This window comes from Pseudomonas resinovorans NBRC 106553 (genome assembly GCF_000412695.1).
GTDB lineage: Bacteria > Pseudomonadota > Gammaproteobacteria > Pseudomonadales > Pseudomonadaceae > Metapseudomonas > Metapseudomonas resinovorans_A.
Genome location: NC_021499.1, coordinates 5135467 through 5162164 on the forward strand (window position 1 = coordinate 5135467; position 26698 = coordinate 5162164).

27 protein-coding genes are annotated in these 26698 nt (G+C 66.7%); 13 read left to right on the forward strand and 14 right to left on the reverse strand.

The window, feature by feature from the left end:
- Positions 1–9: 9 nt before the first annotated feature.
- Both PCA10_RS23090 and PCA10_RS23095 read right to left on the reverse strand, forming a co-directional pair.
- Positions 10–951: an iron-sulfur-binding ferredoxin reductase gene (locus PCA10_RS23090; RefSeq protein ID WP_041770415.1), complete on the reverse strand. Its 942-nt coding sequence runs from the start codon at positions 949–951 to the stop codon at positions 10–12.
- Entirely contained in the window at positions 944–2071 is a 1128-nt protein-coding gene (locus PCA10_RS23095) for a GGDEF domain-containing protein (RefSeq protein ID WP_041770416.1), read from the reverse strand. The genes PCA10_RS23090 and PCA10_RS23095 overlap by 8 nt, the downstream gene beginning before the upstream one ends.
- 215 nt (positions 2072–2286) lie before the next feature.
- Between PCA10_RS23095 and PCA10_RS23100 the strand changes: the two genes are divergently transcribed.
- A complete protein-coding gene (locus tag PCA10_RS23100; protein ID WP_016494510.1) occupies positions 2287–3810 on the forward strand; it encodes a fumarate hydratase in 1524 nt (507 codons plus the stop codon).
- A 77-nt stretch (positions 3811–3887) separates the two neighbouring features.
- Here the strand turns inward: PCA10_RS23100 and PCA10_RS23105 are convergent, their stop codons facing one another.
- The 3 genes from PCA10_RS23105 to PCA10_RS23115 all read right to left on the reverse strand — a co-directional run bounded on the left by PCA10_RS23105 (position 3888) and on the right by PCA10_RS23115 (position 6265).
- Positions 3888–4568, reverse strand: coding sequence for a hypothetical protein (locus PCA10_RS23105; RefSeq protein WP_016494511.1), 681 nt, complete (start codon positions 4566–4568; stop codon positions 3888–3890).
- A gap of 231 nt (positions 4569–4799) precedes the next feature.
- Positions 4800–5678, reverse strand: coding sequence for a carbon-nitrogen hydrolase family protein (locus PCA10_RS23110; protein WP_016494512.1), 879 nt, complete (start codon positions 5676–5678; stop codon positions 4800–4802).
- A complete protein-coding gene (locus PCA10_RS23115; protein ID WP_016494513.1) occupies positions 5675–6265 on the reverse strand; it encodes a hypothetical protein in 591 nt (196 codons plus the stop codon). Before PCA10_RS23115 ends, PCA10_RS23110 begins: the two co-directional genes overlap by 4 nt.
- A 113-nt stretch (positions 6266–6378) precedes the next feature.
- On the opposite strand from PCA10_RS23115, the gene PCA10_RS23120 reads away from it, so the two are divergent.
- Positions 6379–6777 (forward strand): nuclear transport factor 2 family protein, encoded by a 399-nt coding sequence (locus PCA10_RS23120; protein ID WP_016494514.1) that lies wholly within the window; start codon positions 6379–6381, stop codon positions 6775–6777.
- 119 nt (positions 6778–6896) lie between these two features.
- Here the strand turns inward: PCA10_RS23120 and PCA10_RS23125 are convergent, their stop codons facing one another.
- The 7 genes from PCA10_RS23125 to PCA10_RS23155 form a co-directional block, all read right to left on the reverse strand.
- The gene (locus PCA10_RS23125) at positions 6897–7217 is read right to left on the reverse strand and encodes a ribbon-helix-helix domain-containing protein (protein WP_016494515.1); all 321 of its coding nucleotides are present in this window, start codon (positions 7215–7217) and stop codon (positions 6897–6899) included.
- A gap of 679 nt (positions 7218–7896) precedes the next feature.
- A complete protein-coding gene (locus PCA10_RS23130) occupies positions 7897–8478 on the reverse strand; it encodes a DJ-1/PfpI family protein (RefSeq protein WP_016494516.1) in 582 nt (193 codons plus the stop codon).
- Between the two features lie 108 nt (positions 8479–8586).
- On the reverse strand, positions 8587–9744 hold the full coding sequence (locus PCA10_RS23135; RefSeq protein ID WP_041770418.1) for a phospholipase D-like domain-containing protein: 1158 nt from the start codon (positions 9742–9744) through the stop codon (positions 8587–8589).
- Entirely contained in the window at positions 9741–10322 is a 582-nt protein-coding gene (locus tag PCA10_RS23140) for a YceI family protein (protein WP_016494518.1), read from the reverse strand. Before PCA10_RS23140 ends, PCA10_RS23135 begins: the two co-directional genes overlap by 4 nt.
- Positions 10323–10617: 295 nt before the next feature.
- On the reverse strand, positions 10618–11667 hold the full coding sequence (locus PCA10_RS23145; RefSeq protein ID WP_016494519.1) for an alkene reductase: 1050 nt from the start codon (positions 11665–11667) through the stop codon (positions 10618–10620).
- A 16-nt stretch (positions 11668–11683) separates the two neighbouring features.
- The gene (locus PCA10_RS23150) at positions 11684–12847 is read right to left on the reverse strand and encodes an MFS transporter (protein ID WP_016494520.1); all 1164 of its coding nucleotides are present in this window, start codon (positions 12845–12847) and stop codon (positions 11684–11686) included.
- A 44-nt stretch (positions 12848–12891) separates the two neighbouring features.
- Complete coding sequence (locus PCA10_RS23155) at positions 12892–13200, reverse strand: ArsR/SmtB family transcription factor (RefSeq protein ID WP_016494521.1); 309 nt, start codon at positions 13198–13200, stop codon at positions 12892–12894.
- Between the two features lie 123 nt (positions 13201–13323).
- Between PCA10_RS23155 and PCA10_RS23160 the strand changes: the two genes are divergently transcribed.
- Both PCA10_RS23160 and PCA10_RS23165 read left to right on the forward strand, forming a co-directional pair.
- Positions 13324–13905, forward strand: coding sequence for an acyl carrier protein phosphodiesterase (locus tag PCA10_RS23160; protein ID WP_016494522.1), 582 nt, complete (start codon positions 13324–13326; stop codon positions 13903–13905).
- A gap of 67 nt (positions 13906–13972) precedes the next feature.
- On the forward strand, positions 13973–14854 hold the full coding sequence (locus PCA10_RS23165; RefSeq protein ID WP_016494523.1) for a universal stress protein: 882 nt from the start codon (positions 13973–13975) through the stop codon (positions 14852–14854).
- Between the two features lie 7 nt (positions 14855–14861).
- Here PCA10_RS23165 and PCA10_RS23170 read toward each other — a convergent pair whose 3' ends face one another.
- A complete protein-coding gene (locus tag PCA10_RS23170) occupies positions 14862–15635 on the reverse strand; it encodes a lysophospholipid acyltransferase family protein (protein ID WP_016494524.1) in 774 nt (257 codons plus the stop codon).
- A 4-nt stretch (positions 15636–15639) separates the two neighbouring features.
- Positions 15640–16410: an L-ornithine N(alpha)-acyltransferase gene (olsB, locus tag PCA10_RS23175; RefSeq protein ID WP_016494525.1), complete on the reverse strand. Its 771-nt coding sequence runs from the start codon at positions 16408–16410 to the stop codon at positions 15640–15642.
- Positions 16411–16546: 136 nt separating this feature from the next.
- On the opposite strand from olsB, the gene PCA10_RS23180 reads away from it, so the two are divergent.
- The 9 genes from PCA10_RS23180 (at position 16547) to PCA10_RS23220 (ending at position 26524) form a co-directional block, all read left to right on the forward strand.
- The gene (locus PCA10_RS23180) at positions 16547–17434 is read left to right on the forward strand and encodes an acyl-CoA dehydrogenase middle domain-containing protein (protein ID WP_016494526.1); all 888 of its coding nucleotides are present in this window, start codon (positions 16547–16549) and stop codon (positions 17432–17434) included.
- 202 nt (positions 17435–17636) lie between these two features.
- Positions 17637–18422 (forward strand): oxygen-binding di-iron domain-containing protein, encoded by a 786-nt coding sequence (locus tag PCA10_RS23185; RefSeq protein ID WP_016494527.1) that lies wholly within the window; start codon positions 17637–17639, stop codon positions 18420–18422.
- A gap of 107 nt (positions 18423–18529) precedes the next feature.
- A complete protein-coding gene (locus tag PCA10_RS23190) occupies positions 18530–19642 on the forward strand; it encodes a serine hydrolase domain-containing protein (RefSeq protein ID WP_016494528.1) in 1113 nt (370 codons plus the stop codon).
- Positions 19639–19971, forward strand: a complete 333-nt coding sequence (locus PCA10_RS23195; RefSeq protein ID WP_016494529.1) for a hypothetical protein — start codon at positions 19639–19641, stop codon at positions 19969–19971. Before PCA10_RS23190 ends, PCA10_RS23195 begins: the two co-directional genes overlap by 4 nt.
- 157 nt (positions 19972–20128) lie before the next feature.
- Positions 20129–21334, forward strand: a complete 1206-nt coding sequence (locus PCA10_RS23200; protein WP_016494530.1) for a M20 aminoacylase family protein — start codon at positions 20129–20131, stop codon at positions 21332–21334.
- A 24-nt stretch (positions 21335–21358) separates the two neighbouring features.
- Complete coding sequence (locus PCA10_RS23205; protein WP_016494531.1) at positions 21359–22681, forward strand: citrate-proton symporter; 1323 nt, start codon at positions 21359–21361, stop codon at positions 22679–22681.
- Complete coding sequence (locus tag PCA10_RS23210; RefSeq protein WP_016494532.1) at positions 22682–24166, forward strand: amidase; 1485 nt, start codon at positions 22682–22684, stop codon at positions 24164–24166.
- An 88-nt stretch (positions 24167–24254) separates the two neighbouring features.
- Positions 24255–25025: an IclR family transcriptional regulator gene (locus tag PCA10_RS23215; protein ID WP_016494533.1), complete on the forward strand. Its 771-nt coding sequence runs from the start codon at positions 24255–24257 to the stop codon at positions 25023–25025.
- 191 nt (positions 25026–25216) lie between these two features.
- Positions 25217–26524, forward strand: coding sequence for an OprD family outer membrane porin (locus PCA10_RS23220; RefSeq protein ID WP_016494534.1), 1308 nt, complete (start codon positions 25217–25219; stop codon positions 26522–26524).
- The last annotated feature ends 174 nt before the right edge of the window (positions 26525–26698 follow it).

Genomic DNA, 26698 nt, shown 5'->3' on the forward strand with positions numbered 1-26698 from the left:
CCCGTGGCGTCAGGCGTCGCGGGTCAGGAAGGTATCGGCCAGCAACTGGTTGCGGGGCAGGCCGGCCAGGTACAGCCGGCGTGCGAACTCCTCGACGCTGGCGGGATGGCCGCAGAGTAAGGCGATGGTTTGGCGGGAGACAAGACGGAATTGCGCCAAAACCTCCGCCAACTCGGCCGCCGTGATCAGCCGGACATCCACGCCGGGATGGGCCGCAGCCAGTTCCGCCAGGGGTTCGGCGAGGTAATGGCCGCCAGGCTCATGGGCCAGGTGAATGACGCGGATCGGGCCCTGGTGATGGTGGCGCAGGGCTTCGCGCAGCAACCCCCAGAGCGGCGCCATGCCCGTGCCCGAGCCGAGCAACAGCAGAGGCCGGGTGTCCCAGTCGGGGTCGTAGTGCAAGGCGCCGCCATGGAGTTCCCCGAGGCGCAGCGCATCGCCCGGAACCAGGCGGCGGGCGCTGTCGCTGAACAGACCCGGCTTGCGGCAATCCAGGTGGAACTCCAGGTAGTCGTCAAGGCCGGGCACGCTGGCCAGAGAATAGGGCCGGGCGACGCCCGCCTCGTTCCACAGCAGCAGGTGCTGGCCGGCGGCGTAGCGCAACGGCCTTCGCGGCATGAGGCGCAGGCGCAGAACGTCCGCAGCCGGCCAATGGATATCCAGCACCTCGGCTTCCAGGCCATCGCGGGCAGGGTCGAAGACTTCCACCACCAGGTCCTGCACCACCAGGCACTGGCAGGACAGCCGCCAGCCCTCGGCACGCTGGAAGCGGTCCAGGGCGTCTGGCATGGCGTCCGCCGGCTCGCCCGACAGGCAACGCACCATGCACGCATGGCAACTCCCGGCACGACAGCTGTAGGGCACCTTGCAACCGCCGGCGTTGAGGGCATCCAGCAGGTTGCTGGCGGGCGTCACCGTCCAGCGTCTTCCGGCTACTTCGAGTTCAGGCACCCTGCCCCTCCCAGGCGGCGTCGCAACGGTTACGTCCGCCGCGCTTTGCTCGATAGAGTGCCTGATCCGCGCGTTGCAGCGCATCATCCAGCTCGTCGCCGGCGACCAGCAGGGTCATCCCGGCCGACAGGCTCAGCCGCTCCACCTGCACCCCCACCGGCTCGGCACTGGCGAAGGCCTCGCGCAGGCGCTCGCAACAGGCGGTGAGACGATCGGCATCGCAATTGGGCAGCAACAGGACGAACTCCTCGCCGCCATAGCGCGCCAGCACATCGCCGTCGCGCAGGCAGGCCCGCGCCACGGCGGCGAAGGTCTGCAGCACCCGGTCGCCGGCGGCGTGGCCGTGGACGTCGTTGATCCGTTTGAAATGGTCGAGGTCGATCAGCGCCAGGCCGTGGCGGCGGTTACCCGCCAGGTTGTCCAGCTCGCGGCCGGCCAGGCGCAGGAAATGTCGGCGGTTGTACAGGCCGGTCAGTTCATCAGTGGCGACCAGGTCTTCCAGCTGGCGCATCATGCCGCGCAGGGTGTCCTGGTGCGCCTGTAGCGCAAAGCGGCGTTGGCGCATGCGCTGGCGCAGGGCCTGGACATAGCTGGCGAACAGGCTCAGCCAGACCATCAGCACGAACAGCACGCAGACCTGCAGCAGCGCGAGCGCCGGATTGGACAGCTGCATCCGGTAGGCTTCGACGAGGTTCAGCCCGCAGAAGGCGAAGAAGCCTATCGCCGCGCAACGGGTGAACACCCGGGGTTTGAGCTGGAACACGCCGAACAGCATGATCAGCGCATAGACCGTCAGCAGCGTGCCCCGGGCGTTATCGGCCATGGACATGAGCCAGGTGCTCCAGCCCAGGGCCAGCAGTACCTGGAATTCGGTCAGGCTGGGGTCGGAAAAGCGCAGGTTGCGACCGCTGACGAACAGCCACAACAGCACCAGCTGGGACAACGCCACCAGGCCGGTGCCCAGCAGCGCGACACTCGCCGGTACGCGGAACAGGCCGCCGAACAAGGCGACCCAGCACAGCAGCACGACCATCGAATAGGTGGCCACGGCCATGCCAAAGCGCTTCAGGAGCAGACTCTGCAAGGATCTATGGGTGATCCGCTGGCTCGATGGGCTCATGGGCTCCTTCCCGTAATGGCACCATGCCTCCAATGTACGCTTGTGATCACAAATTGCCTAGTACGTGCCAAGTGTCCGGCTACCGACCAAGGTCGACTACCGGCGACTGTGCCACGCCGGTAGCACGCGCTATACTGCCGCGCCTTTTTAGCCCGCAAGCGCGCCGGGCCGTGGCTCGGCGCTGCTCTGATGTTCCCTCCAAGAGGAGCGCCTCCATGACCGTGATCAAGCAAGACGATCTGATCCAGAGTGTCGCCGACGCCCTGCAGTTCATTTCCTACTACCACCCCCTCGACTTCATCCAGGCCATGCACGAGGCCTACCTGCGCGAAGAGTCGCCCGCCGCGCGCGACTCCATGGCGCAGATCCTGATCAACTCGCGCATGTGCGCCACCGGCCACCGCCCGATCTGCCAGGACACCGGTATCGTCACCGTGTTCGTCCGCGTCGGCATGGATGTTCGCTGGGACGGCGCCACCATGAGCGTGGACGACATGATCAACGAGGGCGTGCGTCGCGCCTACAACCTGCCGGAAAACGTCCTGCGCGCCTCCATCCTGGCGGACCCGGCCGGCGCCCGTAAGAACACCAAGGACAACACCCCGGCGGTCATCCACTACTCCATCGTTCCCGGCAACACCGTGGAAGTGGACGTGGCGGCCAAGGGCGGCGGCTCCGAGAACAAGTCGAAGATGGCCATGCTCAACCCGTCCGACTCCATCGTCGACTGGGTCCTGAAGACCGTCCCGACCATGGGCGCCGGCTGGTGCCCGCCGGGCATGCTCGGCATCGGCATCGGCGGCACCGCCGAGAAAGCCGCGGTGATGGCCAAGGAAGTGCTGATGGAGTCCATCGACATCCATGAGCTGAAAGCCCGCGGCCCGCAGAACAAGATCGAGGAAATGCGCCTCGAACTGTTCGACAAGGTCAACCAGTTGGGCATCGGTGCCCAGGGCCTGGGCGGCCTGACCACCGTGCTCGACGTGAAGATCATGGACTACCCGACCCACGCCGCTTCCCTGCCGGTGTGCATGATCCCCAACTGCGCCGCCACCCGTCACGCCCACTTCGTGCTCGACGGCTCCGGCCCGGCCGAGCTGGAAGCGCCGCCGCTGGACGCCTACCCGGAAATCGTCTGGGAAGCCGGCCCCTCGGCCCGCCGTGTCGACCTCGACACCCTGACCCCGGAAGAAGTGCAGAGCTGGAAGCCGGGCGAAACCGTCCTGCTCAACGGCAAGATGCTCACCGGCCGCGACGCTGCGCACAAGCGCATGGTCGACATGCTGAACAAGGGTGAAACCCTGCCGGTGGACCTCAAGGGCCGCTTCATCTACTACGTCGGCCCGGTCGATCCGGTTGGCGACGAAGTGGTTGGTCCGGCTGGCCCGACCACCGCGACCCGCATGGACAAGTTCACCCGCCAGATCCTCGAGCAGACCGGCCTGCTGGGCATGATCGGCAAGTCCGAGCGTGGCCCCATCGCCATCGACGCGATCAAGGACAACAAGGCCGTCTACCTGATGGCCGTCGGCGGCGCCGCCTACCTGGTGGCCCAGGCGATCAAGAAGTCCAAGGTCCTGGCCTTCGCCGAACTGGGCATGGAAGCCATCTACGAGTTCGAAGTGAAGGACATGCCGGTCACCGTCGCCGTCGACACCAAGGGCGAATCGGTGCACATCACCGGCCCGGCGATCTGGCAACAGAAGATCGCCGAGAACCTGGCGGTGGAAGTGAAGTAAGCCTCCAGCGCTGCATGAAAAAGCCCGGTCTTGTGCCGGGCTTTTTCGTTTCCATCGTCCGCTCGGACGGGTATGGATCAACCTCCCCAGAGCATTTCCTGCATGCTCATTCGTCCACGCTGCTTCTGCACGACCTCGGTGGGAAGCTCATCCACGAAGAACTCACGCTTGATCCAGGCGGCCTTGGGCGTGGCGTTCTGCACGGTCTTGAACAAGCCTGGCTCACGCTTACGCGCCAAGGCCAGATCCCGTTCCGCCTCATCCTGCAACAGGAAGAGCGGTGTGCCCTTCACGCCCCCCATCGGCCCCTGTCCTTCAGAGGCGACCGCGCGGTAATTGCCCAGGTAGGTGGTTTCACCGGCGCGCACGGTGAAGGGTATGGAGAATGGTGCACCAGCGGAGTAGACGACCTGGTTGTAGATAGTCGCGTGGAAGTTCACGAACTCGTACTCGCCTGGCGCGAGCTTGGCAGTCAGCACACGCCCCTCTTCCTGCTCGGTCACGTAGTCCGGCTTGGAGACGAGCTCAAATAGCGGCGGGTAGACGAAGCGACTGAGTTCGTCCAGCTTGCCGGCATTGAACATGGAACGCTTGTAGTAGAGCGCAACGCTGTAGTACTGGGCGCCGGCCGTCCCACCCAGGCCGATCACGACATGACCGACATCGTCCCCTCGGTAGTCGTCTTCCAGGTTGAGACCAGTCAGGGATTTGCAGCCGGCCAGAACCAGCAGGGATAGCAATAGACAGGCGTACTTCATCGGGCGTCCGTACCTCGCGGTGAATTGAGTCCGGGATAGTAGTCGGTCGTTACTCATTACGGATACAAAGCAGGGTCAGCCCCCCTGAACGTTGCATGAAACGGCCCAGCCTTGTGCCGGGCTTTTTCGTTTTGCGCCCGCCGTAGGATGGGTAGAGCGGAGCGAAACCCATCGGACATCGCTGATGGGTTTCGCAGGCTCGCGGAACGCCGCCCGACCCATCCTACAAAGTCAGCAGAGCCTTGCCTTTTCGAACTGCTCCGGCCAGTCCCGGCGGGTGAACACCTGGCCCTCGGCGCGCACCCGGCGCACCGCTTCCAGGTCAAAGTCGCAGATCAGCCACTGGCTGGCGGCCGGGCACAACTCGGCGCTTTCGGCGAACACCCCGTTGCTCGGCATGCCATGGTCCGGCGGCACATAGAGGCCGGCGCGGCCGATGTTTTCGTCGAGCGCCGGCGACCAGGGTGCCAGGCCCACGGTGGGCGCCTGCAGCACGGCGATCTGGTTTTCCAGGGCGCGGGCCTGGGCGCCGATGCGTACGCGGTGGTAGCCGGCCTCGGTGTCGGTGCAGCTGGGGGCGAGGATCAGGTCAACGCCGCTTGCGGCCAGGGTGCGGGCCAGCAGGGGGAACTCGTTGTCGTAGCAGATCAGGATGCCCAGCCGCCCCAGGCTGGTGTCGAACACCTTGAGCCCCTGCCCAGCCGCGATGCCCCATTGCTCGCGCTCGAAGCGGGTCATGATCAGCTTGTCCTGATGGCCCAGCTCGCCACCGGGGCCGAACAGCCAGGCGCGGTTGCGGTACATACCGTCGGCGTCGCGCACCGGCAGGCTGCCGGGCTGCAGGTAGACGCCAAGCCTGGCGGCGATGCCGATGCACAGGGTGCGCCAGTCCTGCAGCAGCGGCTGGATGCCGGCGATGGACGCCTGCAGATCGCCGCGCTCTTCCGGCGCTAGCTGGCCGGCAAGCACCAGGCCGGCGTATTCCGGCAGCACCAGCAGGCGCGCGCCCTGCCCCGCCGCCTCGGCACAGAGGGTCTCCAGGTGCTCGGCGTAGGCAGCCCAGCTTTCATGCAGTTCGATGGCGTACTGGCAGGCGGCGATCCTGATCATGGCGCGATCTCCTTGAGCCAGAAGGACATGGGCTTGGCCGACTCCGCATCCTCGTCGAGATCGCGCCACTGGTACTCGGTGCGCAGTTCCGGGTGATGGCGATAGCCACGCCGCGCCCAGAACGCGTTGAGTGGCTGAAACGCAGGGGGACGTCGGGGATGGTCCGCCGGACGCTCCACGGCGCAGAAGGCGCAATGGCTGAAACGCCCCAGTTCCTGCGCATAGCCCTCGCGCTCGGCAAAGAAGCGCACGCCCAGCCCCGTGCCGCGATACTCGGCCAGCAGCACCGACTCGCCGAAATAGAAGATCCGCGCAGGGTCCCAGCCCTGCTGGCGGAACGGCCGCTTGAACTCGTCCGTTTCATCCGCCATCGGCAGGCCCGTGGCAGCGCCGACGACACGCTGGCCATCCAGGGCCAGGACGAACAGGCTCTCCGGCGAATCGGCGTAGGTCGACAGGTAGCGCGCTTCGTATTCCAGCGTGCCGTCGTACAGGTAGGGAAACTCGCGGAACACCGTCAGCCTCAGGTGTGCAAGGTCTTCGATATGGGGCGCGATGGCGGCGCCCTGGAGAAGGCGTATCTGCATGGGAGCGGTCGCTCTGGCGATGTGGATGACGCCCCTGGCTAAGCCGGGCCCGACTCAAGACCCTATCATGCCGTGCACGGACCGAATGACCCCATTGCGACAGGAACCCAACCATGACCGCTACCGAACTGGTGCAAGCCTATTACGACGCCTTCAACGCCGGGGACATGCCTGCCTTCCTCGCCCTGCTCAGCGAGGACGTGGTGCATGACATCAACCAGGGTGATCGGCAAATGGGCAAGGCGGCCTTCGCGGCCTTCATGGACAAGATGAACCGCTGCTACAAGGAGCGGCTGTCCGACATAGTGGTCATGCAGAGCGCCGACGGCAGCCGCGCCGCCGCCGAGTTCGTGGTGCATGGCCAGTACCTGGCCAACGACGAGGGCCTGCCGCCGGCCCAGGGCCAGACCTACGTGCTGCCGGCAGGGGCCTTCTTCCATATCCACTGCGGCAAGATCGCCCGCGTGACCAACTACTACAACCTCAACGACTGGGTCGAGCAGGTCTGCTGATGCAGCCTGCTGCGCGTCGGCGATACGGCGTTATAAACAACCTCGGAATGCTCATTTACAGTCGTAAACTCGCGTGCGAGCCCAGTCCGCTTCCTCGGCTGTTTATGCCTTGTCTCGCTCTAGCTCGCGGGGCTGCTACTTTTCTGCGCCCGCGCCTTCGGCAGCTCCACCACCGTGGCGCGACGCTGGGCCAGGTAGCGGGTGCAGCTGACCCGCAGGAAAGAGGCGAAGTTGACCACCTCACCCCGGTAGTCCATCACCTCGTCGTAGAGCTTGGTGATCAGTTGGTTGGTGGTCATGCCGTCCACTTCGGCGATTTCCCGCAGGATGTCCCAGAACTGGTTCTCCAGGCGCAGGGTGGTGACCACCCCGCGAATGCGCAGCGAGCGCGAGCGGGACTCGTAGAGGATGGGATCAGCCTTGACGTAGAGCTCGCACATGGCGGGCCTCCTGAGCTGTGGATAAATCCGTGGGGGCGAATTCCTTCGCGATTGCGGGACGATGGGTAGCCCGGATGCAATCCGGGTAGGTTGGCGCAGAGCGCAGCGAAGCCCAACATGTCGGCGCCTGATGTTGGGCTTCGCGTAGCTCAGCCACAACCTACGGTCAGAGTTCGATCTTCGTCCCCAACAGCTTGAGGAAACCCGCCAGCCAGGCGGGATGCGCCGGCCTCCCGGTAGCCCGGATGCAATCCGGGTAGGTTGGCGCAGAGCGCAGCGAAGCCCAACATTTCGCCGCTTGGTGTTGGGCTTCGCACAGCTCAGCCACAACCTAAGGTCAGAGCTCGATCTTTGTCCCCAGCAGCTTGAGGAAGGCCGCCAGCCAGGCGGGATGCGCCGGCCTCCCGGTAGCCCGGATGCAATCCGGGTAGGTTGGCGCAGAGCGCAGCGAAGCCCAACATTTCGCCGCTTGGTGTTGGGCTTCGCACAGCTCAGCCACAACCTAAGGTCAGAGCTCGATCTTTGTCCCCAGCAGCTTGAGGAAAGCGGCCAGCCAGGCGGGATGCGCCGGCCTCCCGGTAGCCCGGATGCAATCCGGGTAGGTTGGCGCAGAGCGCAGCGAAGCCCAACATTTCGCCGCTTGGTGTTGGGCTTCGCACAGCTCAGCCACAACCTACGGTCAGAGCTCGATCTTTGTCCCCAGCAGCTTGAGGAAAGCGGCCAGCCACGCGGGATGCGCCGGCCAGGCTGGGGCCGTCACCAGGTTGCCCTGGGTATGGGCGGCGTCTACCGGGATATCCACATACTGGCCACCGGCGAGCTTCACCTCCGGTCCGCAGGCCGGGTAGGCGCTGCATTCGCGGCCTGCCAGCACACCGGCGGCAGCCAGCAACTGGGCACCGTGGCAGACGGCGGCGATGGGCTTGCCGGCCTTGTCGAAAGCCTTTACCAGCTCCAGTACGGCGGCGTTCAGGCGCAGGTATTCCGGGGCGCGGCCACCGGGGATCAGCAGGGCGTCGTAGTCCGCCTCCCGGGCCTTGGCGAAATCGAAGTTGAGCGCGAAGTTGTGGCCCGGCTTCTCGCTGTAGGTCTGGTCGCCCTCGAAGTCATGGATGGCGGTGCGCACGGTCTGCCCGGCGATCTTGTCCGGACACACGGCATGCACGGTGTGGCCAACCATCAGCAGCGCCTGGAAGGGCACCATCGTTTCGTAGTCTTCGGCGTAGTCGCCGACCAGCATCAGAATCTTCTTCGCGGCCATTGCTCATGCTCCTGGATTGGAAGCCCTCGGGCTTCAAAGGGTAGCCAATTATCCCCAGGTACCCTGGCCCGCAGGTAATAGGCCCCTACTACAGGAGAGGGATGACGCTCAGCGACGGCGGTCGAGCAGGTTCACCACCAGGCGGTCCAGCCAGCCCCAGAGGCGCTGGCGCAGACGCTTGTGCAGGGGGCGTGCATGCCAGTCGTCCATGCTGATCTCGCGGCTATCGGCAAAGTCCTGGCGCATGCAGGCCCCCACCGACTCGGTGAAGCTCGGGTCCAGGGCCTCCAGGTTGGCTTCCAGGTTGAAGCGCAGGTTCCAGTGGTCGAAGTTGCAGGAGCCGACACTCACCCAGTCGTCCACCAGCGCCATCTTCAGGTGCAGGAAGCGCCGCTGATACTCGAATATCCGCACCCCGGCACGCAGCAGGCGCGGGTAGTAACGCTGGCCGGCGAAACGCACCGGCGGATGGTCGGTGTGCCGGCTGGTGAGCAGCAGGCGCACTTCGACGCCGCGTCGCGCCGCCTTGATCAGGGCACGGCGTACCTTCCAGCTGGGCAGGAAATAGGGCGTCGCCAGCCAGATGCGACTGCGCGCCATGCGGATGCTGCGCACCAGCGACTGAACGATGTCCCGATGCTGGCTGGCGTCGGCATAGGCCAACCGTCCCAGCCCCTCCCCCACCGCCGGATAGGGCGGCAGATGGGCCAGGCCCGGCGCCTCCCCCGGCTTCCAGGGATGCCGGCCGAGGTTGGCCAGCCACTGGTACTCGAAGATCAGTTGCCAGTGCGCCACCAGCGGCCCCTCGATGGCCACCATCACCTCATGCCAGTGACTGGCCTCCTGGGTCGGGTCCCAGAATTCGTCGGTGGAGCCGGTGCCGCCGACAAAGGCCTGGCGGTCGTCCACCACCAGGATCTTGCGGTGATCGCGGTAGAAGTTGCGGAAGCCGCTGCGCCAGCGCAGCGGGTTGTAGAACTGCAGCAGCACCCCGGCATCCTGCAAACGCTGGCGCGCCACGGCGCCCAGGCCGCGGCTGCCGAAGTCGTCGAACAGGCAGCGCACCCGCACGCCGCGCACGGCGGCAACACAGAGGGCATCCACCAGCGCCTCGCTGCACTTGCCGTCTTCCACCAGGTAGAGCTCCAGCGCAACCTGGTACTCGGCCCTGGCAATCGCGGTGAGCATGATCGGAAAGAACTGCGGCCCATCGATCAACAGCTCGAAGCGGTTGCCGGCCTTCCAGGGGAATATCGGCCCCATCAGCGCTCCGTGAAGATCAGCACCGCACCCACCGGCACCGACAGGCTGATACCCGGCACGCCGGCCAGCTTGCGCAACCCGTCCAGCGCCGTGGTCAGGCCGAAGTCCTCCACCTGCACCACCAGGGGGGCCAGGGTCACCACCTGGAAGCGATGGTCGTCCAGGCGCGTGGCCAGGAGTTCGGCGCGGTACTGCTGTTGCTTGTCGCGGATCTTCAGCGTCAGCGGCAGGCCCAGCTCCAGCTGGGCGCCGGGGGCGAGGTCGGTGATCGGGCGCAGGTCGAGCTGGGCGGTGATCTCGGCTTCGGGGTACTTGGCGATCTCGAAGAACTGATCCCGCAGGCGCTGGTCACGCAGCGGCACCCCGGTGCTTACCGATTCCAGTTCCACCCGCAGGTTCGCCTTGCCATCCTTGCCGATCTTGCCGTGCAGGGTGAGGAAGCGGTGCACCTCGGAAATACTGCCGGCCTTGGTGGAGATGAAGGAGATCCGCGACGACTCGTTGTCCAGGTACCAACTGGCGTGCACGGGCAGGGCCAGGACGCCGAGCAGGGCAATGACGGGGCGTATCGATTTGTGCATGCAGGCTTCCTTTGGCATGTCGCTGTCGGCGCAAAGACTCTAGCCGAGCTCCATTGGTCACACGGATCACCGCCCGAGTTCCGCCACGAGCCGGGCGAGGGATGGGTGCAACGCTACCAGAGGAAAGCCCATTGGTGGCTCCGCGTAAAACCTCCAGGTGCGAATTCATGCGCATCCGCAGGAGGCCCGCCAGCCCGAAGCGAACATCCATGCCCCACCGTAGGGTCGGTTTCCCAAGGCCAAATGAAAAGGCCCCGTCCTTGCGGGACGGGGCCTTGGCTTCAGCAGCGCCGGCTTACAGTCGCGGATAGTCGATGTAGCCCACCGGCCCCTGGGCGTAGAACAGCTCGGGACGCGGTTCGTTCAGGGGCGCGTCCTGGCGCAGGCGCTCCGGCAGGTCTGGGTTGGCGATGAAGGGAATGCCGAAGGCCACGGCGTCGGCCTTGCCGGTTTCCAGCCAGGCGTTGGCGCTGGCCTTGGTGAAGCGCTCGTTGGCGATGAACACGCCACCGAAGATTTCCTTCAGTTGCGGCGTCAGGCTGTCCGCGCCTTCCTTCTCGCGGGCGCAGATGAAGGCCACGCCACGCTTGCCCAGTTCGCGGGCCACATAGCCGAAGGTCGCGGCCAGGTCGGAGTCGCCCATGTCATGGGAGTCGGCGCGCGGCGCCAGGTGCACGCCGACACGGCCGGCACCCCAGACCTTGATCGCCGCATCGGTGACTTCCAGCAACAGGCGAGCGCGGTTCTCGATGGAGCCGCCATATTGGTCGCTGCGTTTGTTGGTGCCGTCCTGGAGGAACTGGTCCAGCAGGTAACCGTTGGCGGCGTGGATTTCCACCCCGTCGAAACCGGCGGCCTGGGCATTCTCGGCACCTACACGGTAGGCCTCGACGATATCGGCGATCTCTTCGGTCTCCAGGGCACGCGGCACCGGGTAGTCGCGCAGCGGGCGCAGCAGGCTGACATGGCCCTTGGCGGCGATGGCGCTGGGCGCCACCGGGGCTTCGCCGTCCAGGTAGCTGGGGTCGGAGATACGGCCCACGTGCCACAGCTGCAGGACGATCTTGCCGCCATTGCCGTGCACGGCCTTGGTGATGTTGCTCCAGCCCTTGACCTGCTCGTCGGACCAGATGCCGGGGGTGTCCGGGTAGCCGACACCGAGCGGGGTGACGGAGGTGGCTTCGCTGATGATCAGCCCGGCGGACGCGCGCTGGGTGTAGTACTCGGCCATCAGGGCGTTGGGCACGCGGCCCTCGTCGGCGCGGCAGCGGGTCAGGGGCGCCATGATGATGCGGTTGGCGAGTTCCAGGTCGCCGATCTTGATCGGGTCGAAGAGCGTGGGCATGTCGTATTACCTCGGGTCAGTCGAGAGCCGGTTGCAGCTCGGGATTACGGTTGCTGAAGGTGAGCAGGGTCGCTATCAGGGCGAGGATCGCCAGCACGGCAGCGGCCATGGGGACAGTGGTGAGGCCGTAGCCCTGGCTGATGACCAGGCCGCCGATCCAGGCGCCCAGGGCATTGCCGACGTTGAAGGCGCCGATGTTCAGGGTGGAGACCAGGTTCGGTGCGGCACTGCCGAAATTCACCACGTTGACCTGCAGGGCCGGCACGGCGGCGAAGGCGGCCGTGGCCCAGAGGAACAAAGTGATCTCGGTGGGTATGAGTGCGCTGCTGGTCCAGGTCAGGGCACTGGAGGCCACCGCCAGGGCGACGAACACGCCCATCAGGGTCTGCGCCAGCTTCCAGTCGGCCAGGCGGCCGCCGATGATGTTGCCCAGGGTCAGGCCCAGGCCGATCAGCAGCAGGCTCCAGGTCACGCCACGGGGCGAAACGCCTGTCACCTCGCCCAGCAGCGGCGCCACGTAGGTGAAGATGCAGAACACCGCGGCGGAGAACAGCACGGTGGTGGACAGCGCCAGCCAGAGCCCGGCACCGCGCAGGGCGGCGAACTCGGCACGGATGTCGGTGGCCTCCTCGTCGGCCTGGCGCGGCAGTACGCGCCACAGGCCGATCAGCGCGGCAACGCCGATCAGGGTCACCGCCCAGAAGGTGGAGCGCCAGCCGGCGACCTGGCCGAGGGCGGTGCCCAGGGGCACGCCGAGCACGTTGGCCAGGGTCAGGCCGGTGAACATCAGGGCCACGGCGGATGCCTTGCGATTGGCCGGCACCAGGCTGGCCGCCACCACCGAACCGATGCCGAAGAAAGCACCGTGGCACAGCGCGGTGACCACCCGGGCGAGCATCAGCAGGCCGTAGTTGGCGGCGATGGCACACAGCAGGTTGCCGACGATGAACACCCCCATCAGCACCAGCAGGGCGCCCCGGCGCGGCAGCCGGGCGGTGGCCATGGCCATGAAGGGGGCACCGATGGCCACGCCGAGGGCGTAGCCGGTGACCAGCCAGCCGGCACCGGGAATCGATACGCCAAGGTCGGCGGCCACCTCGGGCAACAGCCCCATGATGACGAATTCGGTGGTGCCTATGGCAAATGCGGACAAGGCGAGGACGAGAAGCGCAGTAGGCATTGGCCTGCTCCTGGAAGGTTTAGGGTTGTAGGCAGGTGCTGCGGTTACAGCTCGTCGCTCATCTGGCGAAGAAATTCAGCGATGACGGTCTCGTTGCGTTTGAAGAAGTTCCACTGGCCCACCTTGCGGCTGGTCACCAGGCCGGCACGCTGCAAGGTCGCCAGGTGCGCGGAAACGGTGGACTGGGACAGCCCGCAGCGCTGGTCGAACTTGCCGGCGCAGACGCCGATCTCGAAGGGGTGGTCCTGCTCGACGAAGTACTTCTCCGGCTCCTTGAGCCACTGCAGCATCTCGCGCCGCATCGGGTGGGCGAGTGCCTTGATGATTTCGTCGAGGTCGATGGATGTGTTCATGGCCGGGATTCGTATATCGGAATGGAGCGAACTTTATATCGATCAAAGACGATACAGGATCGTTTCGACCGATAGTCTTCATCAACCGACATGATAGAACCCGCCCTGGGTTAAGCTCAGCCGATGAACTACCTGGCCCATCTCCACCTCGGCGGTCCGCAGCCCGCGCAACTGCTCGGCAGCCTCTATGGCGACTTCGTCAAGGGGCCTCTGGCCGGGCGCTGGCCGGCGGAAATCGAGGCCGGTATCCGCCTGCACCGACGCATCGACGCGTTCACCGACAGCCACCCACTGGTCACCCAGGCCAGGCTGCGTTTCCCTGCCGAACGACGGCGCTTCTCCGGCATCCTGCTTGACGTCTTCTTCGACCACTGCCTGGCCCGCGACTGGGGGCTGTATGCCGCCGAACCGCTGGATGCCTTCACCCGACAGGTCTACCAGGTGCTGGTGACCGAGCCGCGACTGCCCGAGCGCCTGGCGCTGATCGCCCCGCGCATGGCGGCCCAGGACTGGCTCGGCAGCTACCGTGAATTCGACACCCTCGAGCTGGTGATCGCCGGCATGGCGCGACGGCTGTCACGGCCCGATGCACTGGCCGGCGCCATGGCCGAGCTGGAAGCCCTTTACCAGCCCCTGAGCGATGACTTCCGTCAGTTTTACCCAGAACTGCAGGATTTCGCCGACAGACAAAAAAGCCTCGCTTGACCTGTATCAAGGGCCAATTCCTACAACTGGAGTGCAATCAGGGTACGACCTTTACCGGAGGTGCCCGATGAAAGCCCTGATGCTGGCGACAGATTTATCCAATCGTTCCGATCGAGCCCTGCGTCGAGCCGCACGCCTGGCCCGGCAGTTCGACTGTCCCTGGTTCATCCTTCATGTGGTCGACGAAGACCAGCCGCAATTGCGCGTGGAGCTGGAGCTGGAACAGGTCCGGCGCTACCTGAACGAACAGCAGCCGTTCTTCACCGAGCTGGCCGGCCGCGCGCCGGAAATCTGGGTGGAAGTGGGCGACCCGGCCAAGCACATCGCCGACTGCACCCGCTGGGCCGAAATCGACCTGCTGGTGGTGGGCAGCCACCGCAAGAACCCGCTACGCGACATCTTCGTCGGTACTACCCTGGAGCGCCTGCTGCGCACCAGCCATGTCCCCATCCTGCTGGTGAACAAGACCGCCGAGGACGACTACCTGATGCCCCTGCTGGCCCTGGACTGCTCTCCCGCCTCGGCCCAGGCCGTGCGCGCCGCCCATGAACTGGGTCTGCTGCCCAGGTCCGGCGCCAAGGCGCTGCACGCCTTCGACCCGCTGGGCGGCGCCATGCTGCTGGCGGCCGGCGCGGGCGCCGGGATGATTCCGGGCGACTACGCCGTGGAAGAGCGTCGCCGCGCCACCGCCGCGCTGGATGAGTTCCTGCTGCACGAAGAACTGGGGTCGGTCATCGATGAGCGCCTGATCGAAGAAGGCCAACCCATGACGGCACTGCGTCGGGTGCTGGAGCGCGAACCGATCGACCTGCTGGTGATGGGCACGCGCGGCCTGACGGGCATGAAGCGGGTACTGATCGGCAGCGTGGCCGATGCGGCCATGCGCGAACTGGACTGCGACATACTCGCCGTGCCGCCGATCCGTTGGCCGGACCACAACCCGGCCTGACCGCCACTCAGGCGGCCAGGGCCTCGTCCCGCACCTCACCGAAGAGCGCCTGTTGCACGGCGCTCTTCGCTTTCTGGCTCAGCATCGTGCGGCTCAGGCCCTGGCTGGGAATGGGCTCCAGCAACTGGATTTCCACCTCGGCCAGGTCGCTGCGCAACAGGCGCACCAGATGGGAAAGCAGGTCGTCTTCGCCGATGAAGGGGGCGATCTCGTCCCGCTGTCCGTCACGCAGGTAACGGATGGCCACCGGCTGCACCGGCACACCGGTTTCCACCGCACTGGTGAGCAGCCGGCTATGAAAGGTTTTCAGGTGACTACCATCGCTGGTGGTGCCCTCCGGAAAGATCAGCAGGTGGCGCCCGTGGCCCAGGTGACGGGCCAGTTGCTGCCCCACCAGGCCGCTGTCTCCCGAGCCCCTGCGAATGAACAGGGTACCGGCCTTGTGCGCCAGCCACCCGGCCACCGGCCAGGCCCGCACCTCGGACTTGGACAGAAACGACAGCGGCGCCACGGCACCCAGCAGCGGGATATCGGTCCAGGACACATGGTTGCCGACCCAGAGCATCGGTTGCTCCGGCACACGGCCGCTGACCCGCACGCGGAACGGCAGGGCGCCGGTCAGGCGGGCGAGAAACCAGCGGGTCAGGCGCTGCCGGCTCACCATCAGGTCACCCGCGCCGGCCCGCTCGCGCAGCCCGACCCAAAGCGCCAGCAGCACGCCGAGGCCAATCACCGCCAACAACCGGGCGACCCGCCCGTAGAAACGCAGGGACTGCAGCATGGGCTCAGACCGCCGCCTTGAAGTGGCGGGCGTAGCGCGGGCAGAGCTCGTCGCGCTTGAGCAGGATGAACACGTCGGCCACCTGGAAGTCCGGGTCCCAGCAGGGTTCGCCGCAGACCTTCGCCCCCAGGCGCATATAGGCCTTGAGCAACGGCGGCATCTCGGCGATGACATTGCCGGGCAGTTCCAGCGTCGGCAGCGGGGTCTTCGGCTCGGCGCGCAAATGTTCGGTGCACAGGTAGCGCTCGCGCAGGCGCTGCATGATGGCCTGGGCCTGGATGCCGCCATCCTGCATGGGGATGCTGGCGCAGCCCATCAGGTAGCGGTAGCCGCCCTGGTTCAGCACCTCGGCCAGTTCGCCCCAGAGCACGGCGATAGTGGCACCGTTGCGGTAGGCCGTGTCGACGCAGGTGCGGCCGATCTCCAGCACCGGCCCCTGCAGTTCGCCAAGGCCGTGCAGGCTGAATTCCTCTTCGCTGTAGAAGCGGCCCAGGTCGTGGGCGGCCTGGTGGTCCAGCAGGCGAGTGGTGGCCACCAGCTCGCCGCTGTCCAGGTCGCGCACGCCGATGTGCTGGCAGTGCGGATCGTAGTCATCCATGTCGAGGCCGAACTCGGCGCCTTGCAGCTTGGCATCGAACTCGGCGCTGAACACACGGAAACGCAGGGCTTGCGCCTCGCGCAGCGCGGCAACGCCATCCAGGCGTTCGGCGTGCAGACGGCGAGGACTCTTCCCGTTGGGTGCGACGCTGTCGCGGGTCATGGCGATCTGGGTCATGAATAAGCCTCCGTAGGCCGGCTCGATCCCGGTTGCAGCCGGATGATCTTGTTGTGCAAGCTCAGGCTAGGTAGACCCGGTGTCACCACCGTGACGGTCCCGTGATGCTTGCATGACAACCCCCAAGGAGCCTCCAATGCCCTGGCAACGCCTGCTCGACGCCTCCGCCCGCCTGCCCTCCGGCCAATCCCTGGAAGACTGGTACAGCGCCCTGCTGGAACGCCTGGACGAGGTCACCCCCTTCGACCTGGCGGTGCTCGGCGGCAAGCTGGCCGCCACCCCCGGCCTGGCCTTCCTCGCCGGCTACCAGGGCGCGCTGCGCCTGCTCTGGCCCTCGGCACCGCTGAGCCTGGGAGCCCTGTGCGTCACCGAGAACCGCAGCGTGCGCCCGGCGGACATGCAGACCCGGCTGGGCGGGCTCAGCCTCAACGGACGCAAGGACTTCGTCACCGCAGGCGATTCCGCCGCCTGGCTGCTGGTGGCGGCCCGCGAGGAAGCCGGTGGCGACGCGCCACGCCTGGCGCTGACCGTGGTGCGCAATGGCGACCCCGGCGTGCGCATCGAAACGCTCAAGCCGCTGCCGCTGATGCCCGACGTGCCCCACGCCCGCCTGCACCTGGAGGCTGCCCATTGCGAGCGCCTGGCCGGGGACGGCTGGGACGCCTACGTGAAGCCCTTCCGCAGCATCGAGGACCTGCACGTCCTCGCCGCCCTGGTGGCCTGGCTCTATGGCGTCGGCCGCGACTGCGCCTGGCCCCAGGCCTTGCAACTGCGCCTGCTGGGCCTGCTCGCCGGCGCCGCGGAGGTTTCCCGCCAATGCGCGACCACCCCGACCATGCATCTGCTGCTGGCCGCTCTGTTCGCCGAGTTCAAGACGCTCAAGCCTGAGCTGGACGCCGCCTTCGCCAGCGGCCCGGCGCACTGGGCCGAGCTCTGGAAGCGCGACCAGGGCGTGCTGGAAATCGCCAGCGGCCCGCGGGCCAAGCGCCTGGCAAAGGCATTGGCGGCGCTGGGCATCGCCTGATTGCGAGCGGTACGCGCGTAGGATGGGTTGAGCGAAGCGATACCCATGCGGACGGTTCGATGGGTTTCGCAGGCTCAGCGGAACGCCGCCCGACCCATCCTACGTTCTGCTGCATGCGTATAGCCTGTGTCTTGATCCACGTCAGGGTGTATCGGAGGGAAATGCCTTACATCTGCGCGTCGCAATTCCTACAGAGGTTTCCATGCGTCGCGACCCCATCGTGCTGTTCGATAACGGCCCCCACCAATGCCTGATGTTCGACGATCTGGTCAGCGGCGACGGCGTGCAGTCCAACCAGTTCCTGATCACCGACCATGAACAGTACCTGCTGCTGGACCCGGGCGGCGACCTGACCTACACCCCGCTGTCGCTGGAACTGTCCAAGCACATGCCGGTGCAGGACCTGACCTACATCTTCGCCTCGCACCAGGACCCGGACATCATCGCCTCCCTGGACAAGTGGCTGCTGCACACCCGCGCCCAGGTGATCTGCTCCAAGCTCTGGGCGCGCTTCCTGCCGCACCTCACGGCCAACTACCTGGCCATCAGCCACGGCATCTCCACCTACGACCGCATCATCGCCCTGCCCGACCGTGGCCAGTCCATCACCCTCGGCCAGTGCCAGCTGAAGGCGGTGCCGGCGCACTTCCTCCATTCGGTGGGCAACTTCCAGATCTACGACCCGATCAGCCGCATCCTCTTTTCCGGCGACATGGGCGCCTCCCTCGTGGACGACGCCTCGCCGGTGCGCGACTTCGTCAACCACGTGCCGAACATGGAAGGCTTCCACCGCCGCTACATGGCCAGCAACAAGGTCTGCCGGCTCTGGGCCGACATGGTGCGTGGCATGGACGTGGAGATGATCGTCCCGCAGCACGGCCGGCCCTTCGTCGGCAAGGAAATGATCAGCGCCTTCCTCTACTGGATCGAGAACCTGGAATGCGGCATCGACCTGCTCGGGCCCGAGGATTACCGACTGCCGCGCTGACTGACCTATCGCGCCGAATAACCCCATAAGCCGGCGCGTTCGGCGCTTTTTACCGTCATATGGCCCGTGCTAGGTTGCGCCCTCCAATAAGCACAAGAGGCCCGCCGATGCCCATCCCCTTCATCCGCCCACTGGGCCTGGCCCTCGCCCTGGTCGCCGGCCTGGCCCGGGCCGAGACCTGGCCCGCCGCCGACTGGCAGAGCGGCCCCGCCCCCAGTGGCGCCGCCGTGCAGGCCTTCGAACGCTACGCCTTCCCCCAGCGCGATGATGCCGAGCGCAAGGGCGTGCGCAGCGATGCGGTGGTGGTGATCCGCGATGGCGAGCTGATCTACGAGCACTACGCCGGCCCCACCGGCGCGCAAACCCCGCACCTCACCTGGTCGGTAAGCAAGAGCCTGCTGGCCTCGGTGCTGGGCGTCGCCTACGGCGAGCAGCGCTTCAAGCTGGACGAACCGGTCGCGCGCTATTACCCGGGCTTCGCCGGCCATCCCAACGTGCACCTGGAAGACCTGCTGCACTGGGCCTCCGGCCTCGCCTGGCAGGAAGACTACGAATACGCGCCGCTGAAATCCTCGGTGGTGGCCATGCTCTACACCCGTGGCCGCGGCGACATGGCCGCCTTCGCCGCCGACCACCCGCTGGACGCCATGCCCGGCAAGCGCTTCCGCTACTCCAGCGGCGACACCAACGTGCTCTCCGCCGCCCTGCGCGGCATGGTCGGTGACGCGGCCTACGCGGACTATCCGTGGAACGCGCTGTTCGAGCCCCTGGGCATCCGCTCGGCGGTGTGGGAAACCGACGCCGCCGGCACCTATGTCGGCTCCTCCTACAGCTACCTGACCGCCCGCGACCTGGCCCGCGTCGGCCTGCTGATGCAGCGCGACGGCCGCTGGGGCGAGCGCCAGCTGCTGCCAACCGACTGGGTCGCGTTCAACCGCAAGCCCTTCGCCGACTACCAGCCCGACCCGGCCAAGCCCGGCGAGGCCGTCCCCGGCGGCCACTGGTGGCTCAACGCCCAGCTGGCCGGCGCCGCCAAGCCCTGGCCGGACGCTCCGGAAGACGCCTTCGCCGCCCTCGGCCACTGGGGCCAGGCGCTCTACGTGCTGCCCAGCCAGAAACTGGTGATCGTGCGCTACGCCGACGACCGCGACGGCAGCTACCGGCACAACGACTTCCTCAAGCTGGCCCTGGCCGCGTTCGCCCCGGAGATGCCGCAATGATCGCCCGCCGCCCCATCCGCAGCCTGCTGGTGCTGGCCCTGGTGCTGCTGGCCGCCACGGCCTGGCAGAACCGTACCTACCTGGCCGCCTTCCCCGGCATCATCAGCGCCTACACGGCCAAGGAGTACTGCTCCTGCCGCTACGTCATGGACAACGCCGCCGACTACTGCCAGGGCTATGTGAAGCAGTACGTGCCCACCAGCGGCTTCCTCGACGATGCCGAACGCAAGCGCGTGACCGCCAGCGGCCTGGGCCGCAGCAGCACCGCCGCCTGGCTCGGCCCGAGGCAGGGCTGCCAGTTGCTGCCGGAGGCCGATCCGCTGCCCTGAAAGCCGCTTTCTCGACCCCTCTCCCGCACGCGGGAGAGGGGTCACTCACGCCTGCCCCCGCCCCCTGTTCCACCCAGTGGAACCACCTTCGATTGTCCTCCTCTCACCCGCGCGGTTAGCTGACGTCCAGCCGCCCCCAACGAGGAGAACAACAACAATGGCCCGCTACGCCCATATCGACGCCTGGCTCGACGACATCGCCGGTGAACTCAAGGCCCTGCGCCAGGACATCCACGCCCACCCCGAACTCGGCTTCGAGGAACAGCGCACCGCCGCCCTGGTGGCGCGTCTGCTGACCGAATGGGGTTACGAGGTACACAGCGGCATCGGCCGCACCGGCGTGGTCGGCGTGCTGCGCAACGGCAACGCCACGCGCAGCCTGGGCCTGCGCGCCGACATGGACGCCCTGCCCATCATCGAAGCCACCGACCTGCCCTACAGCAGCTGCCACAGCGGCTGCATGCACGCCTGCGGCCACGACGGCCACACCGTCATGCTGCTCGGCGCCGCGCGTTACCTCGCGGCCACCCGCAATTTTCAGGGCACCCTCAACCTGATCTTCCAGCCCGCCGAGGAAGGCCAGGGCGGCGCCGAGGCGATGCTCGCCGACGGCCTGCTGGAACGCTTCCCCTCCGAGGCCCTGTTCGGCATGCACAACATGCCCGGCCTCGCCGCCGGCCACCTGTGCTTCCGCGAAGGGCCCCTGATGGCATCCCAGGACCTGCTGGAAGTGGTGATCGAAGGGGTTGGCGGCCACGGCTCCATGCCGCACCTGTCGGTGGACCCGCTGGTAGCCGCCTCCAGCACCGTGATGGCCCTGCAGACCGTGGTCGGCCGCAACGTCGACCCGCAGCAGGCGGCGGTGGTGACGGTAGGCGCCCTGCAGGCTGGCGAAGCAGCCAACGTGATTCCCCAGAGCGCGCTGCTGCGCCTGAGCCTGCGCGCCCTCGACGCGGGGGTACGCGAGCTGGTGCTGGAACGGGTGCGGGCAATTATCCACAGCCAGGCCGAGAGCTACGGCTGCCGCGCCAGCATCAGCCACCGACCGGCCTACCCGGTGCTGGTCAACAGCCCTGAACAGACCACTTTCGCCCGCCGCGTGGGCGAAGAACTGGTGGGCGCCGCGCAGGTCCAGGACGCCCCCACGGTGATGGGCAGCGAAGACTTCGCCTGGATGCTCGAGCGCTGCCCCGGCAGCTACCTGTTCATCGGCAACGGTACCGGCGGGCCGATGGTCCACAACCCCGGATACGACTTCAACGACGACATCCTGGTACGCGGCGCCGCGTACTGGGCCGCGCTGACGGAAACCTGGTTCCAGACTCCGCCGGTGCTTTCCCAGGCTTCTGCCACTGCCGCCTAACGTCCCAGTCTCCGGAGAATTCCCATGCACGCTTCCCAGAGCGGAACCCCGCGTTCCCGCCAGGTGACCGCCGCCGTCATCGGCAACGCCCTCGAGTGGTACGACTTCATCGTCTACGGCTTCCTGTCCAGCATCATCGCCCGGCTGTTCTTCCCCTCCGACAGTGAATACACCTCGCTGCTGATGGCCCTCGCCACCTTCGGCGTCGGCTTCTTCATGCGCCCGGTGGGCGGCGTCCTGCTCGGCCTCTATGCCGACCGCAAGGGCCGCAAGGCGGCCATGCAGCTGATCATCCTGCTGATGACCCTGGCCATCGCGATGATCGCCTTCGCCCCCGACTACGCCGCCATCGGCCTCGGCGCACCGCTGCTGATCGTGGTGGCACGCATGCTCCAGGGCTTCGCCACCGGCGGCGAGTACGCCAGCGCCACCGCCTTCCTGGTGGAAAGCGCGCCCGACAACCGCCGCGGCCTCTACGGCGCCTGGCAGCTGTTCGGCCAGTGCCTGGCGGTGTTCGCCGGTGCCGGCATGGGCGCCCTGGTCACCCATATGCTGACGCCCGAAGCGCTGGACAGCTGGGGCTGGCGCGTGCCCTTCATCCTCGGCCTGCTGATCGGCCCGGTGGGGCTGTGGATGCGCCGCCACATGGAAGAGACCGAGGCCTTCCTCGACGCCCGCGAAGCCCACAAGGGCGAGTCCTTCAGCCTGATGCAGGTGCTGCGCGAGCACCGCCGCGCCGTGCTGGTGACCATGGGCAGCACCATCAGCGGCACCGTGTCCTTCTACGTGGTGCTGGTGAACATGCCCACCTTCGCCCACAAGCAGCTCGGCCTGCCCCTGGACCAGGTGTTCATGGTGCAGATGCTGGCGGTGGCACTGATGACCGTCATCATTCCCCTGGCCGGTGCCCTGTCCGACCGCATTGGCCGGCGCCCGGTGCTGTTCGCCGGCACCCTGGCCTTCTTCCTGCTGGTCTACCCGCTGTTCTCCTGGGTCGCCCAGGCCCCCAGCATCGAACGCTTGCTGGTGATGCAACTGCTGCTCTGCACCATGATCGGCGTCTCCTACGGTCCGGCGCCCACCGCCGTGGCCGAGCAGTTCCCCACCCGCGTGCGCTCCACCGGCCTCGCCCTCGCCTACAACGTGGCAGTGATGCTGTTCGGCGGCTTCGCGCCCTTCATCGTCACCTGGCTGACCCAGGCGGCCGGCACGCCGGTGGCCCCGGCCTTCTACGTGCTCTTCGCCTCGCTGATCGGCCTGACCGCAATCGGCTTCCTGCGCGAAGGCGCCCCCGCCGCCCTGGAGAAACGCCGCAACCTGCTCGCCACTTCCGCTCGGAGCCTGTGAATGACCCGTTTCGAAAACGCCCTACCCCGCTCCACCTCGCCGCAGCAGGAAATCGTCGCCCTCGAGGCCCTGCCGCTGTCGGAGGCGATCCGCAGCCGCCAGCTGTCCTGCCGCGAGGTGATGCAGGCCTACCTGGAACAGATCGAGCGCTTCAATCCGGCGGTCAACGCACTGGTCGCGCTGCGCCCGGCCAAGGAACTACTGGCCGAAGCCGATGAGCGTGACCGCCAGTTGGCCCGGGGCGAGTACCTGGGCTGGATGCACGGCATGCCCCAGGCGGTGAAGGACCTCGCCGCCTGCACCGGGCTGCCCACCAGCATGGGCTCGCCGCTGTTCGCCGGGCAGATGGCCCGGCACGACGCCATCGCCGTGTCGCGGGTACGCGCCGCCGGAGCGATCTTCATTGGCAAGAGCAACGTGCCGGAATTCGGCCTCGGCTCGCAGAGCTACAACAGCGTCTTCGGCACCACCGGCAACGCCTACGCTCCCGGCCTCTGCGCCGGCGGCAGCAGCGGCGGCGCGGCCTCGGCCCTGGCCCTGCGCCTGCTGCCGGTGGCCGACGGCAGCGACATGATGGGCTCGCTGCGCAACCCGGCGGCCTTCAACAACGTCTACGGCCTGCGCCCGTCCCAGGGCCGCGTGCCCTTCGGGCCGACGCCGGAGCTGTTCGTCCAGCAACTGGGCACCGAGGGCCCCATGGGCCGCAGCGTGGCCGATGTGGCGGCGCTGCTGCGCACCCAGGCCGGCCCCCATCGCGCCGCGCCCCTGGCCCTGTCCAGCACGGCGGACCTGGTCGGCCCGCTGCAGCGCGACTTCGCCGGCGCGCGCATCGGCTGGCTCGGCGACTTCAACGGCTACCTGCCCATGGAGCCCGGCCTGCTGGCCCTCTGCGAAAGCGCCCTGGCGGACTTTCGCGACCTCGGCTGCCTGGTCGAGGACTGCCAGCCGGAATACAGCATGGAGCGCCTGTGGAACTGCTGGCTGGTCCATCGCCAGTGGCTGGTGGCCGGCAACCTGGCGGCGGCCCATGCCGATCCGACCAAGCGTGCCCTGCTCAAGCCCGAGGCGGTCTGGGAAGTGGAAAGCGGCCTGGGCCTGCGCGCGGCGGACGTCTTCCGGGCCAGCCTGGATCGCAGCGACTGGTACCGCGCGGTGGAAAAACTCTTCGAACGTTACGACTTCCTGCTCCTGCCCAGCGCACAGGTGTTTCCTTTCGATGCACGGCTGCACTGGCCAAAAGCCATAGCCGGACGCGAAATGGACACCTACCACCGCTGGATGGAAGTGGTGATCGGCGCCACCCTGGCCGGCATCCCGGCCATGAGCGTGCCGGTGGGCTTCAACCCTTCCGGCCTGCCCATGGGCCTGCAGATCATGGGCCCGGCGCAGGCCGACCTGGCGGTGCTGCAACTGGCCCACGCCCACGAACAGCTCACCCAGTGGGTGCGCAACTGCCCGCCACCGTTGCTCAATGATGCCGGCTAGGCCGCAGGCAATCGCCCCCGGCGCGTTCGGGTCCCGATCTTGCAATATGCTTGCGGTCGATCGAGGCGCGGCGCACCAGGGGGCGGAGATGCAGGGCAAAGACGAGAGTGGCACGGTCCGCTCGGTGGAACGGGCACTGGCCATAGTCGAGCTGCTGGGCGAGCACCACGAGCTTGGACTGGAAGAACTGCACTACCTCACCGGCCTGCCCAAGGCCACGGTGTCGCGCCTGCTGCACACACTGCTGGAGCAGGACTGGATCTACCGTGGCCTGTGCGACCGCCGCTACCGCCTGCGGGCGCGGCGGCTGTTCGGCACTCCCGACCAGCGCTTCAGCCGCCACCTGGTGGAACAGGCCGCACCGTTGTTGCGCGAGTTGGCCGAGCGCACCGGGCTGGTGGCGGACCTGTCGTTCTTCGACGGTGACGACCTGCATGTGATGGAGAGCGCCATTCCCGACGTGCTGCGCAAGCGCTATCCGAACAATCGCCTGGTCATGGGCCAGCAGGCCAGCCTGTTCCATTCGGCCATGGGCAAGGCCTGCCTCGGCGAGCTCGACTGTGCCGAGGTCCAGCGCCTGGCCCAGCGCCACCGCATGAGTGGCGACGACCTGTTGCGGGCCCATGAGCAGACCCACACCCAGGGTTTTGGCGAACGCACCGAGGGCAGCTGGGAATACGCGGTACGCCTGCCCTTTCTGATCCGCGCCGTCGCCTTGCCGGTGCTCAGCCAGGACCGCCTGGTGGGCAGCATCGCCCTGCACTGGCCACGGGACGCCGACAGCGTCGAAAACGTCCAGCAGCGCCACCTCGGCAGCCTGGCCGCCACCGTCAGCCAGTTGCAGAACAGCCTCGTCTGAATACGCCTCGATACAACCTGCAAGTTGCCGCCGGACCATTCCGGCGGCAACTTTGCGCGCACTTTTTCAGTGGAATCCATATTCCATAGTGTGGAACCCAATTGAATTGCCCTTTATTCCCGTGATTCGACAATAGGTCCCGGCCCGAACATCGGCCTTGTCGTCATAACACAAGAATAAAAGGTGATGAGATGTGCAAAGTTCGTAGCAGGCACCTGGCCGGGATTGCCATGTGCTTATTGGCCGGGAGTGCCGCCGCCCAGGGTTTCCTCGAAGACAGCCTGACTTCGCTGCGCTATAGCCAGTTCTACTGGAAGGAGAACGACGGCGGCGGCACCGGCCCCACCCGCGATGAATGGGTCCAGGCCACGCAGTTCAGTTTCAACTCCGGCTGGTACAAGGACATGCTCGGCCTGGACTACAGCTACGGTCTGGCCAACGACCTGCGCATCGGCGACGACGCCAACAGCCTGAGCAACCTGCAACCCGACGGCTCGGTGCAATCGCCCCACGGCCTGGCCAAGCCCATCGAGGCCTACCTGCGCGGACGCCTGGCTGGCGACGCCGGCGAACTGGTGATGGGCGGCGGCAAGAAGGTCCGCCGCTACGCCCAATACGCCGATGACGCCACCCGCATCCTGCCCGCCGCCACCCAGGGCCTGGACCTGGATTACCGCCTGAGCGACCTCACCCTGCGCTACAGCCACATCGACCGCTTCAGCCCGCGCAACGAGAACGGCTGGGGCGACGAACTGACCAACTTCAGCGGCGAGCGCATCGACAACCTGCAACTCTTCGCCCTCGGCTACCAGCTCCCCTTCGGCAGCCGCCTGCTGGCCGAGTACGCCGAGTCCAGGGACTACCTGCGGGTCGCCTCGCTGAAACTGGAACACAGCATCGCCCTGGACGCCGGGCGCTCCATCGAGCTCTATGCCACCGAAGGCATGCAGCAGGACGCCGGTGACCTGTTCGATCACGCCGGCGTACCCGGGCTCTATGAAGCGGAAAAGTCCCACCATGCCCGATATACCGACTTGTCCGCCAAGTTCCGCACGGAAAACCAATATGTGGGCATGACCTACAACAAAGTTCGCGGCGATGACTTCGACAGACTGTTCTTCAGCAAGGACCACGGCACCTGGAACAGCAGCGCGAAGTTGTTCTATTACTTCGGCCTGGAAGACGAAGAGATGTTCAAGTTGATGGGCGGAACCAACTTCGCGATGCTGGGTGTCCCGCAACTAAGGCTGGATGTCCACTATGCATTTTCCGACCATGCCGACGGCTATGACGGGTTCTCCCGGCGCGAATTCCAGAGCCTGGTGCAATACAACTTCACCGGCGCCCTGAAAGGCCTGAGCCTGGCCTGGCTGCACAACGAGTTCCACACCAAGGGCGTGCCGGATGGCGAGCGCCGCACCTTCAGCTCTCGCGGTCCGGCGGGGATCATCACCCATAACGCCGAGCGCTTCTACATGAGCTATGTCGTCAGGTTCTGAACTTCACTTCACGGAGTTTCAGCCAAGGGTGGACCACGCTTCATCGGTCCACCAAGCGAGGTTCGGCCAAGCACCGATGGTGGATGTGAAAAGCGACATCCACCCTTGTACCGCTGCTCACACCCCCTTCATCCCCCACCCCGACAATCGCCCACAAAAAAGCCCCTGAATGCA

What these genes read in the sequence shown, in the direction of transcription:
- PCA10_RS23095 (WP_041770416.1), bottom strand. Translation starts at nt 2,071, where the DNA reads ATGAGCCCATCGAGCCAGCGGATCACCCATAGATCCTTGCAGAGTCTG.
- PCA10_RS23100 (WP_016494510.1), top strand. Translation starts at nt 2,287, where the DNA reads ATGACCGTGATCAAGCAAGACGATCTGATCCAGAGTGTCGCCGACGCC.
- PCA10_RS23105 (WP_016494511.1), bottom strand. Translation starts at nt 4,568, where the DNA reads ATGAAGTACGCCTGTCTATTGCTATCCCTGCTGGTTCTGGCCGGCTGC.
- PCA10_RS23110 (WP_016494512.1), bottom strand. Translation starts at nt 5,678, where the DNA reads ATGATCAGGATCGCCGCCTGCCAGTACGCCATCGAACTGCATGAAAGC.
- PCA10_RS23115 (WP_016494513.1), bottom strand. Translation starts at nt 6,265, where the DNA reads ATGCAGATACGCCTTCTCCAGGGCGCCGCCATCGCGCCCCATATCGAA.
- PCA10_RS23120 (WP_016494514.1), top strand. Translation starts at nt 6,379, where the DNA reads ATGACCGCTACCGAACTGGTGCAAGCCTATTACGACGCCTTCAACGCC.
- PCA10_RS23125 (WP_016494515.1), bottom strand. Translation starts at nt 7,217, where the DNA reads ATGTGCGAGCTCTACGTCAAGGCTGATCCCATCCTCTACGAGTCCCGC.
- PCA10_RS23130 (WP_016494516.1), bottom strand. Translation starts at nt 8,478, where the DNA reads ATGGCCGCGAAGAAGATTCTGATGCTGGTCGGCGACTACGCCGAAGAC.
- PCA10_RS23140 (WP_016494518.1), bottom strand. Translation starts at nt 10,322, where the DNA reads ATGCACAAATCGATACGCCCCGTCATTGCCCTGCTCGGCGTCCTGGCC.
- PCA10_RS23145 (WP_016494519.1), bottom strand. Translation starts at nt 11,667, where the DNA reads ATGCCCACGCTCTTCGACCCGATCAAGATCGGCGACCTGGAACTCGCC.
- PCA10_RS23150 (WP_016494520.1), bottom strand. Translation starts at nt 12,847, where the DNA reads ATGCCTACTGCGCTTCTCGTCCTCGCCTTGTCCGCATTTGCCATAGGC.
- PCA10_RS23155 (WP_016494521.1), bottom strand. Translation starts at nt 13,200, where the DNA reads ATGAACACATCCATCGACCTCGACGAAATCATCAAGGCACTCGCCCAC.
- PCA10_RS23160 (WP_016494522.1), top strand. Translation starts at nt 13,324, where the DNA reads ATGAACTACCTGGCCCATCTCCACCTCGGCGGTCCGCAGCCCGCGCAA.
- PCA10_RS23165 (WP_016494523.1), top strand. Translation starts at nt 13,973, where the DNA reads ATGAAAGCCCTGATGCTGGCGACAGATTTATCCAATCGTTCCGATCGA.
- PCA10_RS23170 (WP_016494524.1), bottom strand. Translation starts at nt 15,635, where the DNA reads ATGCTGCAGTCCCTGCGTTTCTACGGGCGGGTCGCCCGGTTGTTGGCG.
- olsB (WP_016494525.1), bottom strand. Translation starts at nt 16,410, where the DNA reads ATGACCCAGATCGCCATGACCCGCGACAGCGTCGCACCCAACGGGAAG.
- PCA10_RS23180 (WP_016494526.1), top strand. Translation starts at nt 16,547, where the DNA reads ATGCCCTGGCAACGCCTGCTCGACGCCTCCGCCCGCCTGCCCTCCGGC.
- PCA10_RS23185 (WP_016494527.1), top strand. Translation starts at nt 17,637, where the DNA reads ATGCGTCGCGACCCCATCGTGCTGTTCGATAACGGCCCCCACCAATGC.
- PCA10_RS23190 (WP_016494528.1), top strand. Translation starts at nt 18,530, where the DNA reads ATGCCCATCCCCTTCATCCGCCCACTGGGCCTGGCCCTCGCCCTGGTC.
- PCA10_RS23195 (WP_016494529.1), top strand. Translation starts at nt 19,639, where the DNA reads ATGATCGCCCGCCGCCCCATCCGCAGCCTGCTGGTGCTGGCCCTGGTG.
- PCA10_RS23200 (WP_016494530.1), top strand. Translation starts at nt 20,129, where the DNA reads ATGGCCCGCTACGCCCATATCGACGCCTGGCTCGACGACATCGCCGGT.
- PCA10_RS23205 (WP_016494531.1), top strand. Translation starts at nt 21,359, where the DNA reads ATGCACGCTTCCCAGAGCGGAACCCCGCGTTCCCGCCAGGTGACCGCC.
- PCA10_RS23210 (WP_016494532.1), top strand. Translation starts at nt 22,682, where the DNA reads ATGACCCGTTTCGAAAACGCCCTACCCCGCTCCACCTCGCCGCAGCAG.
- PCA10_RS23215 (WP_016494533.1), top strand. Translation starts at nt 24,255, where the DNA reads ATGCAGGGCAAAGACGAGAGTGGCACGGTCCGCTCGGTGGAACGGGCA.
- PCA10_RS23220 (WP_016494534.1), top strand. Translation starts at nt 25,217, where the DNA reads ATGTGCAAAGTTCGTAGCAGGCACCTGGCCGGGATTGCCATGTGCTTA.